The 12,808-nt window shown below is 61.0% G+C and carries 15 protein-coding genes; 2 read left to right on the top strand and 13 right to left on the bottom strand.

Annotated features, from left to right (window positions below; genetic code table 11):
* Positions 1-470, top strand: a 470-nt coding sequence (locus tag RIF72_RS15200; protein ID WP_309075678.1) for a glucose-6-phosphate dehydrogenase assembly protein OpcA, incomplete at its 5' end; no start/stop codon positions are given.
* Here RIF72_RS15200 and RIF72_RS15195 read toward each other — a convergent pair.
* Positions 467-1,264: an aspartate dehydrogenase domain-containing protein gene (locus tag RIF72_RS15195; protein ID WP_309075677.1), complete on the bottom strand. Its 798-nt coding sequence runs from the start codon at positions 1,262-1,264 to the stop codon at positions 467-469. The two genes, RIF72_RS15200 and RIF72_RS15195, sit on opposite strands and share 4 nt — an antisense overlap.
* A gap of 47 nt (positions 1,265-1,311) precedes the next feature.
* Positions 1,312-1,869, bottom strand: a complete 558-nt coding sequence (locus tag RIF72_RS15190) for a MarR family transcriptional regulator (RefSeq protein ID WP_309075676.1) — start codon at positions 1,867-1,869, stop codon at positions 1,312-1,314.
* A 202-nt stretch (positions 1,870-2,071) separates the two neighbouring features.
* Here RIF72_RS15190 and RIF72_RS15185 point away from each other — a divergent pair, with 202 nt between their 5' ends.
* Complete coding sequence (locus tag RIF72_RS15185; protein WP_011774625.1) at positions 2,072-2,590, top strand: cupin domain-containing protein; 519 nt, start codon at positions 2,072-2,074, stop codon at positions 2,588-2,590.
* Positions 2,591-2,714: 124 nt separating this feature from the next.
* On the opposite strand, the gene RIF72_RS15180 is transcribed toward RIF72_RS15185, so the two are convergent.
* The 11 genes from RIF72_RS15180 to RIF72_RS15130 all read right to left on the bottom strand — a co-directional run bounded on the left by RIF72_RS15180 (position 2,715) and on the right by RIF72_RS15130 (position 12,711).
* Complete coding sequence (locus RIF72_RS15180; RefSeq protein WP_309075675.1) at positions 2,715-3,809, bottom strand: Rieske 2Fe-2S domain-containing protein; 1,095 nt, start codon at positions 3,807-3,809, stop codon at positions 2,715-2,717.
* Between the two features lie 3 nt (positions 3,810-3,812).
* On the bottom strand, positions 3,813-4,031 hold the full coding sequence (locus RIF72_RS15175; RefSeq protein WP_309075674.1) for a recombinase-like helix-turn-helix domain-containing protein: 219 nt from the start codon (positions 4,029-4,031) through the stop codon (positions 3,813-3,815).
* Positions 4,024-4,650, bottom strand: coding sequence for an alpha/beta hydrolase (locus RIF72_RS15170; RefSeq protein ID WP_309075673.1), 627 nt, complete (start codon positions 4,648-4,650; stop codon positions 4,024-4,026). Before RIF72_RS15170 ends, RIF72_RS15175 begins: the two co-directional genes overlap by 8 nt.
* 16 nt (positions 4,651-4,666) lie before the next feature.
* On the bottom strand, positions 4,667-6,337 hold the full coding sequence (locus tag RIF72_RS15165; RefSeq protein WP_309075672.1) for a thiamine pyrophosphate-binding protein: 1,671 nt from the start codon (positions 6,335-6,337) through the stop codon (positions 4,667-4,669).
* Between the two features lie 33 nt (positions 6,338-6,370).
* Entirely contained in the window at positions 6,371-7,159 is a 789-nt protein-coding gene (locus RIF72_RS15160; protein WP_309075671.1) for an SDR family oxidoreductase, read from the bottom strand.
* A 73-nt stretch (positions 7,160-7,232) separates the two neighbouring features.
* Positions 7,233-7,976 (bottom strand): 3-oxoacyl-ACP reductase family protein, encoded by a 744-nt coding sequence (locus RIF72_RS15155; protein ID WP_309075670.1) that lies wholly within the window; start codon positions 7,974-7,976, stop codon positions 7,233-7,235.
* On the bottom strand, positions 7,973-8,803 hold the full coding sequence (locus RIF72_RS15150; RefSeq protein WP_309075669.1) for an alpha/beta hydrolase: 831 nt from the start codon (positions 8,801-8,803) through the stop codon (positions 7,973-7,975). The genes RIF72_RS15155 and RIF72_RS15150 overlap by 4 nt, the downstream gene beginning before the upstream one ends.
* The gene (locus RIF72_RS15145) at positions 8,796-9,788 is read right to left on the bottom strand and encodes a VOC family protein (RefSeq protein ID WP_309075668.1); all 993 of its coding nucleotides are present in this window, start codon (positions 9,786-9,788) and stop codon (positions 8,796-8,798) included. Before RIF72_RS15145 ends, RIF72_RS15150 begins: the two co-directional genes overlap by 8 nt.
* A gap of 32 nt (positions 9,789-9,820) precedes the next feature.
* Positions 9,821-10,822 (bottom strand): PDR/VanB family oxidoreductase, encoded by a 1,002-nt coding sequence (locus RIF72_RS15140; protein WP_309075667.1) that lies wholly within the window; start codon positions 10,820-10,822, stop codon positions 9,821-9,823.
* A 6-nt stretch (positions 10,823-10,828) separates the two neighbouring features.
* The gene (locus tag RIF72_RS15135; protein WP_309075666.1) at positions 10,829-11,173 is read right to left on the bottom strand and encodes a RidA family protein; all 345 of its coding nucleotides are present in this window, start codon (positions 11,171-11,173) and stop codon (positions 10,829-10,831) included.
* 41 nt (positions 11,174-11,214) lie between these two features.
* Entirely contained in the window at positions 11,215-12,711 is a 1,497-nt protein-coding gene (locus tag RIF72_RS15130; protein WP_309075665.1) for an aldehyde dehydrogenase, read from the bottom strand.
* Between the last annotated feature and the right edge of the window lie 97 nt (positions 12,712-12,808).

Genomic DNA, 12,808 nt, shown 5'->3' with positions numbered 1-12,808 from the left:
CAGCCAACGAACCCGACCCCCGCCGTGCTCTGGAGAACATCCGCGCCACCTACAAAGCCGGCGACACCGACCTCGCCTGGACCCGCCTGACCAACTGGCGCATGCAACTCGCCGCCGTCTTCGACCACGTCGACGCCCGGTCCGTGACCGCCGTCGAGGTTCAAGGCGCCTCCGATTCAGCCAGCACCCACCTCTTGGCGGCGTGGCTTAAGAACTCCCTAAACGCGCCAACCACCATTGTGGATGGCGAGCCAGGGAGGGGCATCCGTAGTATCAGGCTGCGCCGCGATAACGGGGATGTCCAGCTGTCCCGGCCGGGTCACTCAGGGGTGATTCTGACCCAACCGGGACAGCCGGCGCAACGTATCACGCTCCCCCGCAGAAGCCTCAAAGACTGCCTCGCAGAAGAACTCCGACGGCTCGACCCCGACGAAGTCTTCGGAGAAGTGATCGGCGTAGGTGGTGCTTAGATCATTCCGCCGCGCGCGCCGATGATCAGTTCCAATGACCGGAGCACCGCGAATGGTACAACGCCACTGGTGCGCGGGTTTTGCGGCGATACTTCATTGCAGATTTCAAAGCGGTAATTCCCGCTGTTTCCGGAAGCCTCGATCAAGTGCGTCGTAAGCTCGGCCGCTGGGTCGGCTCTTACAGACACAGCCACAGTGTCCCAGTCGTCTACCGCGAGGGCGACGGCGGCTGCCACGTTGAGCGACTTTGGAAACAATTGTGTGGCTCGGGCGGCGGAACCGGCAAAGATCTCGATGGGGTCGGCGGTATTCCGAATGCGATCAGCCTCAACCTCGTCCATCCACGGCTGAATCAGGGAACCCGGCAGCTTGGTTGTGGTTATCCTGACGGCGTCATACCCTGTGGCGCGCGCGCCCGAAGCCAACAGGTCCAAGCCACCAATAGAGCCCGAGGTCAGGAAAAGCCTGCCTGGGCCGGCGGCTGACAATCGCTCCGAGAGGTGTGGGTCCGCAAGCGCCCCGAGTGATGTAGCGAGCAGGTCGACGCCTGCCGAAAGCACCGCCTCGCCATGGTCGATCAAGACCTCCTGCCCAGCACATTCAACCAAGAGGTCGCAGCGCTCCAGCGCTTGGGCCATCTCAAGCCGGGGTGCCGGCGCGTTGACTATGGCGCTGCGGCAAATGATTCCCTCAAGGGTGGCCCCCTTGTCTTTTCCAGCGGCAATGTCAGCAGCAACACGAGCCCCAATGGCTCCATGTCCTATTATTCCGATCCTGCGGGCTCCTGGCTTCATTCGATTCCTTACATGATGGAGTGGATGGACGAAACCCGCGCCGTGATCTAGACGTTCAGCATAAGTTCGTCCGCGGAGGAAGCCTTCGGGTCATACGCGACGATGGAGGCTTCAGTTTTCTTCAGTAGCAGTGCCAATTGGTCGATCTCCTTGGCAGTGAGGCCGGCGAGCATATTGCGCTGCGTTTCCAGATGCTTTGAAATGACCTCATCAATGAGCTCCTTGCCGTGGTCCGTCATCTGGGCGTAGACCACCCGACGGTCCTCCTTCGACCGAACCCGTTCAATGAGGTTTTGTTCCTCCATACGGTCCAACCGGAAGGTGATGCCGCCCGTGGTCAGCATGGACGAACTGGCCAGTTCACCAGCAGTCTTCCGGTGCGGAGGGCCGGATCGACGCAAGTTCGCCAAAACATCAAAGGATGCCAACGTGAGCCCGTACTCCTCGTAGTTCACATCCTGCACAGCCCGCTGCCGTGCCACCAGGCTCTGCAAGCGGCCAAAGACGCCAATGGTGGTGGGATCAAGGTCCGGGCGTTCGCGGTGCCAGTCCTCAATAATGGCGTCCACGGCGTCCGTGTCACTGTTCCGCGATTCGGTGGTCATGCGCATTCTCTCCTTCGTTCGGCGGTCTAAGCATCTTAACACTGAGCTTCCCAACGAACGCAGCAAATTTTGAGCACTTTCCACCGGCGTCTTGCAGCCGCTTCCATTATATCTTAGTCTTGAGATAGTTAGAGTCGAGGGAGATGGAATCCACGCCGGCTCTTTCGAAATCTGGCAATAACCAATCCGAGAGAGGTCCATCATGAGCGACGTTATCGAAAGCAAGTTACCGGAACTTGAGGAGCTGATTGATTCGGCCATCGCCTCCCGTGAGAGCCGGGTTGTTGACTTCAATACCCTGAAATTCCAGACCAAAATGGGTGAAAAATTCCGACGCGGACAGGTCCGCTACATCGGTTCCGGAGCTACCGGAGACCACTCCGACGACAACAACATCCTCCAAGCGGAGCACTTCACCTTCTCCAACATGGTGCTGCCCGCCGGATGCGTAGGTCCTGAACACACGCACCCGGACGTCGAAGAGGTGTTCTTTGTCCTCGAAGGAGAGGTGGAGTTCAGCGTCCACGACGTGGAAGACGGCAACAAGAAAGCAAGCCGCGTGCTGGGCTACCGCGATCTGATCCGCGTCCCCGCAGGCGTTCCGCGGAGTTTGCGCACCGTCAGCGATGTTGACGCCATTATCTGCGTGATCATTGGCGCCAAGAAGCCGGAGATCCCGTTCTACCCGCCCACCTCGGAGATGTATGGCGTGACCCGCTAAATCTCCAAGAACCCGGGTACCGGCCGACGCGGCCGGTACCCGGGTTTTGTTTTGCTGAATTGTTTGGGACACACGACAAAAAGAGCCTGCAGTTCGAAGAGTTTCGAGCTGCAGGCTCTTTGGTCTAGGCGAGTCCCTCTGAGAGAATGGCGGCCTGCTTCTGGGCATCGGCATCGTGGACCCGGCGGATCCTGGCTACGCCAAGATCGTGCTGATACAAATGCTCGTCCTTATCCGCATCTGCAGCCAGCGCCTCCAACAATTCCCGGTCCTGTTCCAAGACCACCCAGTGCTTTTCTTCAAGGGTCGTCTTGTACATGAATCGCCAAACGTCCCGTTCCCAGTCCGAAACGGTCCGGGTACGCCAATGGAAAACGGCGGAAGTATGGGCATCAATAGGAGTGGACATTCCTACGATGCCGAACGAACCGCCGGGACCTGCCGAATCGGCATAGGGGATCTCCAGGTCCACGTAGTCCATGGCTTCACGGCAGTACTCAACCCAGTCAAAGTTCTTGCCGCGCTGGTCCGTTTTCTCGAAGAAGAATCCACGATCGGTCTCACGGATTCGGAAGCGGGCACTGGTGTCACCGCCAAACATTGAATGCGAGTCACGGTGGAGGAATGCGCCGTGCATCGGATCCAGGACGTTGTCCATGTAGAAGCGCCACGGACTGTTCCATTCGGCGTAGTTGGAAAACCAGGAAACCTCGGGGTTGTCCAAGCGATCGGGCAGTTTGAACGCCGTCACCTCGGAGTCTTCGGTCAATGGCATGAAGGCAAAGATCATGTCAGCGCCTTCCTCCACGGCCAGCGACGCGGTGACTGTCTTACCTTCAAGCGCGCAACCCGGCATGCCCGGAACCGAAACCACGGTGCCGCTGCCGTCCACCTGCACGCCGTGGTACTTGCACGCCACCCGGTCCCCCAGGTGTTGGCCCACGGACAAGGGGGCGCTGCGGTGGGGACAGCGGTCCTCCAACATCCGGATTTGCCCCCTGGCATCGCGGAACAGAAGCCAATCCACGCCCAGGCGTCGGACTTTGACCATGTCGCCGGGACCCACAAACCGCGACGGGTAGATGGGATACCAGCGATCCCTCAGTCCCGTCGCGGCCAGTTCTGCGGCATCGAGTTGGCGCCGGGTACCGACGACAGTTTTGGTCTTGGCCCTGCCGGCCCTGACTCCGGTGGCAGCGCTTGCAGTTGCAGTTGTCATGTCCTAATCTCCCAGTCGTCGCATTTCGGAACGGAATCGGGCTTCATCCCAGGGGTTCCCGTCCGGGGCGTTCAGGCCCAAATTGTTCAACCCCGAGATGATGGCCGGCAGCTCGTGGCTACCACTGGCGAAAATCTCGGAGAGGGCTCCGGCGAGCTTCAGCTCATAAGGATTAGGCGGACCCACCCGGGACTGGTTGGCGTCAAGATATTGCTCAGGCACTGTGTTCCTCCTGTGTTTCGGTGACGGTGTGCAGACCTTCAGCGATGTTCATGAATGACCTGCTCCACTCGTTGAATGAGTGAGATCGGCTTTGGTGTGCCGGAACGGCGGTGTTGTCGATGATGACAAAGACCCCGTTCCTGATTCCCCCGGCGATGCTTTGCGGTACGGAGATATCGGTGTCCAGGTCAGGGGCGGCAGCAATGACCAACGACGGCGCCCGCACCCGCTGGAGCGTGGCCACGAATCCTTCAACCGATGTGTCCACCAGCGGGTCGCCCAGGATGACACTCTTGATCTGCTCCGGGTGCAGTGCAGCGAGCAGGATGGCACCGTACGCAGCTGCTCCGCTGGCCAGAATGTGAGCAGGACCGGCGGTCGACTCGTACAGGGCGGACGAGGCCGATTCGACCCACTCCTCCATCCGGCCGGGCGGACCGGTGACGTCGAACGTAAGGCCGATTCCCGGTTCCCAGGCTCTGGCGCCCAAAGCGTCAAGCTGGTCGGCAAACCATTCGCCGGCTCCCTCGCCGCCGTGCAAGCACACGACGTCGTGTTGTGGCATGACGTCCCCGTGCCCTTGGTCAGGGCGCGGATCAACTTCCGTACTTGATTTCATGTGCTCTCCTGCTCCTCTACTGATGTGGGGTTGGAATATGCACGGGCGGAACAAACGCACCCGGTACGGGGTCCAAAGCGGTGACGTCGATCTCGATCACCGCGGGCCCCCGCACCGCGAGCGCGTCCGCCAAGGCCCCATCGAAGGAGCCGGGGCCGCGCACCCGCCAGAACGGCAAGTCCAGTGACTGTGCGAGCAAAGCAAAGTCCGGTGTATGCAGGTTCACTCCTGCCTCCGCGAAGCCGTTGGCTTTCTGCATGTTGCGCAGCACCCCATAGCCGCCGTCATTGAAAACCAACACAACGCACCAGACCCCTGAACCGGCAAGGGAGGCAAGCTCACCAAGGTGCACGGCCAGGCCGCCGTCGCCGGCAATAACTACCGTGGGAACGTCCGGGCGGGCGCACGCCGCCCCGATGCCCATGGCCAATCCCTGGCCGATGCCGCCTCCCAGCGGGAAGATGTTTGTTTCGCGGGAGTACATCTCCAGCAGGCGGTTACCCCACTGGCTGGAGGGAATGGTGACATCACGCGCAACAACGGATTCCCGATCCAGGCGCTCCCTGAGGCTGTGGCAGATTTCCGCATAGCCCCCGATGTACTCAGTCAGCGCGGCCCTTACCTCGCGGCGTACGGTGTTCACCCGCTGCGGCCACGCTGCCTCCACCGAATGGCCATCCAACTGGCTGACGATCGCCTCCAGAATTTCCCGGGAGTCACCCACCAACCCCACCGTGGCCGGATACACCCTGCCCACGGCTTCAGGATTTAGATCCAGCTGGATGTGAGTGGCGGGCAATTTCAGCGAATAATGCTGCGTCTCGTTGGAACGGAAATGCGTGCCAACACTTAACAGCACATCCGCCTCTTCGATCAGCCGGACGGCAGCGGGAGTGGTAGCAAAGTTGCCGATGACAAGATGGTCATCTTCAGGAACCACACCCCGTCCCGAGTTGCTGGTCAGGAGTCCTGCGCCAAGATGGTGCAGCAGAGCCGCAAGTTCCTTGTCCGCGCCGGCCGCTCCTCCACCAGCCCAGATGAGCGGACGCTTGGCACCTGCCAGGAGCCGGACCGCTTCGGCGACGGCATCGGCGTCGTGATCCGGTAAAGGCTTCACCTGCGCATCGATGGGGCGCTGATCATCCGGGTGGGCCAGGTACTGCAAATCTGTAGGCCATTCGATGCTGGCCGGCGTGTGAGGTGAGGAGAGCAAGTGTGCGATTGCCTCTTCCAAGTCCGCCTCCGAATCCTTGCCATTAAAAATGGTGCGGGCATAGCCGGAGATCGCGTGGAGCATCTGCAGCTGACGTGGGACCTCATGGATCACTCCACGGTTGCTGCCCATGAATTCGCTGTCGATCTGACCGGTAATGTGCAGTACCCGGCTTCCCGCGGTGAGCGCCTCAACCATGGAACCCGCAGCGTTGCCGGCTCCTGTACCGGTGCTGGTCAGGGCGATCCCGATTTTGCCTGAGGCGCGGGCATAAGCGTCAGCTGCGTTGACTGCTGCCGCCTCGTGGCGGACGGCCACAAAATTCAGCTCCCTGTCCACTGCCTCCACGAGGGGAAGATTGTGGATGCTGATCACCCCGAAGGCCGTATCGATGCCGTGCCGACGCATTACACGGACAAGGACGTCACCGCCTGTTGGCCCTCGCGGGACCGTTGCTGCTTGTGTCACTGACATATCTGGATCTCTTTCGTGATGAAGTTCCGCTGGTTAGACATAGCGCCCAACGCCACCGCCGACGTCGATGGTTGCTCCTGTGGTGTATCCGCTGAGGGGCGAGAGCAGCGAGACAATGTGGAAGGCCACCTCCTCAGCCGTGCCGAAACGGCCCAGCTTGATGCCGCGGTTGGCGGCGATCTCCGCACTCCAGGCCTCGTAGTCGAGCTCGGAACCGGCTTCCTCGAAGCGTCGCCGCCACTGGCCGGTATCCACCAGGCCGAGCAGGACCGAATTCACCCGGGTTCCCTCTTTTGCCAGGTCTTCGGCAAGGGAATGGGTGAGGTTCAACAGTGCGGCGCGGGCAGCAGAAGTGGCAGCCAGTCGCAACTCCGGCTGCCGGGAGAGGATCGCGTTGACGTTGACCACCGAGCCGTGCGGTGAGGCATTCAGGGCAGACCTGGCAGAACGTACCATGTTCAGAACGCCGAAGATCTTCAGACTGAACTCATCCCGCAACTGCTGGTCTGTGGTGTCCTGGAGTGTGGCCATCAAGGAACGGCCGGCGTTGCAGACCAGGCCATCAACGGCGCCAAACCGCTCCAGCGTGCCGGCTATAAAGCTGTTGGTGGCATCTTGGTCCGTGACATCGCACGAAGCAAGGTAAATCGCGTCCTTGTCCGCCCAGGAAAACTCGTCAAACGCGGCGGACAATCGGCCGGCGTCACGCGCACAGGCAGCAACCCGGGCACCTTCGCTCAGCAAATATCGTGCAGTGGCAAGGCCGACGCCGGAGCTCGCCCCGGTGACAACCACCGTGCGGTCCTTCAATTGCAGGTCCATGTATGGGACTCCTTGTTAGTGTTTTTTGCCGCTGCAGGGCGGTTCGGCTCAGCCATTTCAGTAGCCGGAGGCTTCAGTGGCTCATGACGAAGCCGCCATCCACCACGATGGTCTGGCCGGTGATGAAGCTTGCAGCATCGGACAACAGGAATTGGACGACGCCTGATACGTCTTTGGGTTGTTGATCCCTTGGCAGCACGCGGTTCTCTTCATAGAGGCGGTAGCGGGAGGCCGGCACTGACTCGGTGGCTTCCACCCGGGTCAGGCCCGGAGCAACCGCATTGACGCGGACTCCGGCCGGTCCCGCGTCGCGGGCCATCGTGCGGGTCATTGCCAGGACCGCGCCTTTTGATCCGACGTAGTGGACCAGCCGTGGAGAGCCGTAGAGCGCTGCGTCTGAGGCGATGTTGACGATGGACCCTGCCTGGCTTTGTGCCAGCTGGGGGTAAAGGTGTTTGCTGACCAGCCAGGTTCCGTAGGCGTTGACGGTCATCACCCTCTGGAAGAACTCTTCGTCCAGTTCCCAAAAGGTGTCACCACCTACGCCGTCGGCCAGTGCCGCATTGTTGACCAGCGCATCGGCGCCGCCCAGCTGCTGGACGGCAGTGGCCAGGCCTGCCACCGAGGCTTTGTCGGCGATGTCGGTAATGACTGCCGTAGCGTCGAAGCCCTGTCCACGGAGTATTGCAGCAGCATGCTCTGCGAGGTCTGTGTTCTTCTCGGCAATGACTATCCGGTCTCCGCTGGCTGCCAATCGTTCGGCGATGTCGAAGCCAAGTCCCCGCCCGGATCCGGTGACTACCACCAGGCGCGTCACCGAAGGTCCGCCCAGAACGCGAGGATGGCAGCGGACATCTCCATCGGTTTTTCCTGCACGGCGGCGTGCCCTGCACCGGGAATGATGCACAACGTGGCACCGGGGATGTTCTCTGCGAGGACCCTCGATTCCGCCACTCCCGTGATCACATCGTCCTGGCCTACTAAGACCAACGCCGGGGTCCGGAGCTGAGGCAGCAAATCCGTGGTGTCGCACTGCGCCATCATGGTGGCGGCCGACGCAAATCCGGACAGCCGGACGGCGGCCATGTCCGCACGTACAGCCTCGGCCACCCATGCCGGGGCGGAAGGGGATACCAGCTTTGCCGCCCGTCGGGCCGCAAGAATTTCAGGGCCGACGGCGGCCAGTTCCGGAACGCGCGCCAGCATGCGTTGCGCCGCGGTCCGGGTAATTCCCGAACCCCGGGTGCTGTCCGCCAGCACAATTGACCTCACCGCCTCAGGTGCTTGAGCGGCTATCCGGGTGGCGATTACTCCTCCCCACGACGTACCGATCAGATGTGCGGGACCCACACCCAATGTGGCCAGGATGTCCAGCACCAAAGCAGGATGATCCAAGCCTTCCGGTGGAGCCGCTGATTCGCCGTAACCGGGCGCATCCCAGCAAAACGTCTGGTATCCGTGTGCGCTCAGCAACTGAGCCAATGCACCACAGGAAGACGCGGCGCCCCCGATGCCATGCATGAGGAAGACAGGTGTTCCTTCTCCGCGAATAACCAGGGAGACGCCGTGAACCAATGTCCGGCGTTCGGCGATGGTGTCAGTCGACGCGGTTTCCGTGGCTGGGGGCAACGAGTTGCTACGCATGGGCTTTTTCCGTGGCAGGAGCCTTCGGCATGGAGAAGTAGTCATCACGTCCGGGGACCACCAGCGAGCTATACCCGCTGTCCGGAATGCCGGCCATGGCGCTTCGGACCGCGCTAGTGGGCGGACCTGCGGTTCCCCACTGGTCGGACAGTTCCGGCGTCCGCTCCCAGGTGCGGCACAGCCAACTATCCTCGTCTACCTGGGCTACTTCGGAGGTGTATTCGCATACCAGGCCCGAGGGGTCTGTGAAATAGGAAAACGTATTGTCGCCCGGACCGTGACGGCCCGGCCCCCACTGGGGTGCGATGTTGTGGCGCCTCAGGTTGCCGATGCCGCGCATGAAGTGATCAATGCTCTGCATCTCGTAGGCCACATGATTGACCGAAGTCCAGGGAGCCTGGTTGAACGCGATGGCATGGTGCTCGCTGTTGCACCGCAGGAAGGCCATCTGATGCTCGGACCAATCTGAAATGCGCATCCCCAGCACTTGCGTATAGAAGGCCGCGGCACGGTCAATATCCACGGTATTGAGCACCACGTGCGCGATCTTGCGTGGAAGGGCCCGCCTACCTGCAGGCTCCTGGCTGACAACGGCGTGGACGTCGGCGGAAAGTTCCACCAGCCTGCCTTCGGGGTCCACCAACTGGAGACCGTAGCCGCCGGCAGCGTCATCCAAAGGTCCGGGTTCACGGAAAAGCGGAATCCCAAGGGCGGTGAGTTTCGTGGCCGCACGGTCAACGTCCTGCGGCGTGGCCAGGGCGAAGGAGACCCCGCCCAAGGCGTTCTGCTCGCCCCTTTCCAGCCTCAGGATGTGATGTTCGGAACCGGTTCCGCGGAGCCAGAACTTGTCAGTGTCTTCCTCCACGGTGGAAAGGCCCCATACTTCATGGTAGAAATCCCTGGCTGGCCGGGTATCGGGCACTTTCAGGGACACAGAACGCAGCGACCGCAGATTGCAGACAGGCTCTGCTGAGAAATAGTTCATGGGATTCAACCTTCAGTCGAGTGATGTTCGTACTAGAGATCCAAAATCAGGTCCCGGGACCGGCAACGCGAGACGCAAACAAACATTGATTTGTTCTCCTCCCGCTCAGCAGGAGAAAGCAGGAAATCACGGTGCTCCACGTCTCCTTCGATGACTCCGGTTTCACAGGTTCCGCAGATGCCCTCTGCGCATGAGCTGGGAACGTTGATGCCGGCATCGTTGAGGGCCTCCAGAACGGAAACATCGGGTCCGACAGCGATCCGCTGACCAGTGCTGTGGCAGATGACGTCGAAACTTGTCTGGTCGAGTTCTAACCCGGGAGCAATGTCCGGTGCTTTGAACCGCTCAATTCTCAATTGCGATTCGTCTGCCATGGCGCCGGCCACAGCCTGCATCAGTGATTCAGGTCCGCAGGCATACACCAGAGCTTCAGGCGGGAGCGAGCCCACCGCCGCAGAGAGATCGGCGAAGTTGCCATCGGTTTCGTCGGCAGCGTGGATGGTTACCCGGTGCTGGGGCAGGCCTAAAACCTCTTGCAGGAAAGCCATGGTTGAACGTGACCGGCCCGTATATAGCAGTGTCCAGTCGGCTCCGACTGATTCCAACCGCCGCACCATGGAAATAATCGGGGTGATGCCAATACCGCCCGCTACCAGTGCATATCGTTCGGCATGATCAAGCTGGAAGTTGTTGCGTGGACCCTCAACTTCAAGGAGTGTTCCCACCGGAAGCTCATCATGGACCAGCCTGCTGCCGCCGCGGGAATCAGGGGTTCGCAGCACGGCCACAGTCCAGCTTGAGGAATCTTCCGGGTCCGAACACAAGGAGTATTCGCGGGTGAGCCCATTGGGCAGGTGCAGGCTCAGATGCGCCCCGGGAAGCCACTGCGGGAGCGCCGCCCCGGCAGGGTCAACAAACATGATCCGGATGACGCCGTCGGCTTCCCAGGTTTTCTGCTGCACCCTGAGTGTCTGAATTCTAGGCTCGGGGACATCAGTGGTCACCGCCGCACGGTTCTGAATTTCCACGCTCATTGGTCCTCATTTCCTCCGGTGCGCGATTGCTTCGATTTCCACCGTGGCTCCATAGGGCAGGGCGGCAACCTCCACAAAGGAACGAGCCGGACGCGGTTCCTCGAACAGCTGCTCGTAGTGACCGTTGGCTTCGTCGCGCAACGTCACGTCCGTGACGAAATAGGTGGTCTTAATGACGTCAGCCAAGGACATGCCGACGGTTTCCAGCCGTTCGGAGAGCCTCGCGGCTGCCGCAACCAGTGCTTCGGAGCGGCCGCGTACGGCAATACCACTTTCATCCACCGACAATGCGCCGGAGATAAAGCCGAATCCCCCGGCAACAAAGGCGGGGCTGTAGGGGTGAGCATTCATTGACGTACCTTTCGAAAGCAAGATGGTGGCAGCCTGTCCGGCTAGTTGCCGGCCCATGGGATGGATGCGCCCGAGAGGTCGATGTAGATGCTCTTCTGGTGCATATAGGAACGGATGCCGTCCCGGCCCTTTTCGGTACCCAGACCGCTTTCCTTGAGCCCGCTGAACGGGGTGGAGATACTGAATTGCTTGTAGGTGTTGACCCAGACGGTGCCGGCAGAAACGGCCCTCGCTGTTCGCCAGGCCAAGCGGTAGTCAGCGGTCCAGATTCCGCAGGCCAAGCCAAAAACACTGTCGTTGGCTTGGAGGATGAGATCGGCTTCATCGTCAAACGGCAGGATCACCGCCACAGGCCCAAAAATTTCCTCCTGGCAAATGACGTCCGAGTTACTCACACCGGCAATGATGGTGGGCTCGTAAAACGCACCAGCCTGAAGCCTGGTCTCATTGGGCACGGCGCCACCGCAGAGGATCTGCGCACCGGCCAGCCTCGCGTCTTCAACCATCCTGGCCACGGCGTCACGGTGGGCATGAGCCACCAGTGGCCCTACCTGGGTGGTTGGATCCGTTCCTGGTCCAATTCGTAACGCTTCGGCACCCTTGACCAGTCTTTCGACGACGGTGTCATAGACCGATCGTTGGATGAAGACGCGCGAGCCGGCAATGCAGCTCTGACCACTCGAAGAGAAGATGCCGTAGAGCACGCCGGCCACTGCCTGGTCCAAGTCCGCATCAGCAAAAATAATGGTGGGCGATTTCCCGCCCAACTCCAAGGTAATCGGCATGATCTTCTCGGCCGCAATATGGCCCAGCTGGCGCCCCGTGGACGTGCCACCCGTGAAGGAAATCTTGCCAATGTCAGGGTGTCGCGCAATCGCGTCGCCAACCACGCGGCCGGGGCCCGGAAGGACAGAAAGCAGACCTGCCGGAAGTCCTGCATCCTCACAAATCCGTGCCAACAGCAGCGAGACCCAGGGAGCCCAGACGGGTGGCTTCACCAGAACCGCGTTTCCTGCCGCGAGTGCCGGAGCTACCTTTTGTGCGTCGCTGGCAATCGGCGAGTTCCAAGGCGTGATGGCTCCGATTACGCCGATCGCCTCGTAGGTGGACATGCTGAGGTAGTTCCCGCGAGGGGACGTCAGTGCATCCTCCATGGTTTCCAGAGCGGACGCGGTGAAGCGGAAGGTGGCTGCCGCGCTCATAGCCAGAGCCTTGGTTTCCACGAGTGTCTTACCTGTATCCAGCGTCTGCAGTTCAGCAATGCGGTCAGCGTTGGCCTCGATTGCAGAACTGATGCGGTGCAGCACGGCGGCCCGTTCGTGAGGGAGCTTCTTTGCCCATCCGGACTCTTCCACGGCTTTCAGGCCGGCAGCCACAGCGGCGTCCACATCCGCCGTCGTTGCACCATGGAGGGTGGCGAAAACCTCCGAGTTGGCGGGATTGACCGATTCGATCAGCGCACCGCTGCCTCGGGTCCACACGCCGCCCACAAAGATTTCATCCCGCGTATCAAGGCTGTCCGTACTGTCCGTACTCATCTTCGGCTTCCGTTCATCTCTCTGTCATTCCCACGGCGTGAAGTCATGCGTGCCGCCCAGGTAAGGCGCGTGCCAATCCTGTGAACTACGTCATACA

Source organism: Paenarthrobacter sp., from assembly GCF_031180005.1.
In the GTDB taxonomy this organism is placed as follows: domain Bacteria; phylum Actinomycetota; class Actinomycetes; order Actinomycetales; family Micrococcaceae; genus Arthrobacter.
This window is presented reverse-complemented; position numbering and strand designations above follow the sequence as displayed.

Bases quoted from the DNA above. Each gene is read 5' to 3' on its own strand.
- RIF72_RS15195 (WP_309075677.1), bottom strand. From the start codon at position 1,264: ATGAAGCCAGGAGCCCGCAGGATCGGAATAATAGGACATGGAGCCATT.
- RIF72_RS15190 (WP_309075676.1), bottom strand. From the start codon at position 1,869: ATGACCACCGAATCGCGGAACAGTGACACGGACGCCGTGGACGCCATT.
- RIF72_RS15185 (WP_011774625.1), top strand. From the start codon at position 2,072: ATGAGCGACGTTATCGAAAGCAAGTTACCGGAACTTGAGGAGCTGATT.
- RIF72_RS15180 (WP_309075675.1), bottom strand. From the start codon at position 3,809: ATGACAACTGCAACTGCAAGCGCTGCCACCGGAGTCAGGGCCGGCAGG.
- RIF72_RS15170 (WP_309075673.1), bottom strand. From the start codon at position 4,650: ATGAAATCAAGTACGGAAGTTGATCCGCGCCCTGACCAAGGGCACGGG.
- RIF72_RS15165 (WP_309075672.1), bottom strand. From the start codon at position 6,337: ATGTCAGTGACACAAGCAGCAACGGTCCCGCGAGGGCCAACAGGCGGT.
- RIF72_RS15160 (WP_309075671.1), bottom strand. From the start codon at position 7,159: ATGGACCTGCAATTGAAGGACCGCACGGTGGTTGTCACCGGGGCGAGC.
- RIF72_RS15150 (WP_309075669.1), bottom strand. From the start codon at position 8,803: ATGCGTAGCAACTCGTTGCCCCCAGCCACGGAAACCGCGTCGACTGAC.
- RIF72_RS15145 (WP_309075668.1), bottom strand. From the start codon at position 9,788: ATGAACTATTTCTCAGCAGAGCCTGTCTGCAATCTGCGGTCGCTGCGT.
- RIF72_RS15140 (WP_309075667.1), bottom strand. From the start codon at position 10,822: ATGAGCGTGGAAATTCAGAACCGTGCGGCGGTGACCACTGATGTCCCC.
- RIF72_RS15135 (WP_309075666.1), bottom strand. From the start codon at position 11,173: ATGAATGCTCACCCCTACAGCCCCGCCTTTGTTGCCGGGGGATTCGGC.
- RIF72_RS15130 (WP_309075665.1), bottom strand. From the start codon at position 12,711: ATGAGTACGGACAGTACGGACAGCCTTGATACGCGGGATGAAATCTTT.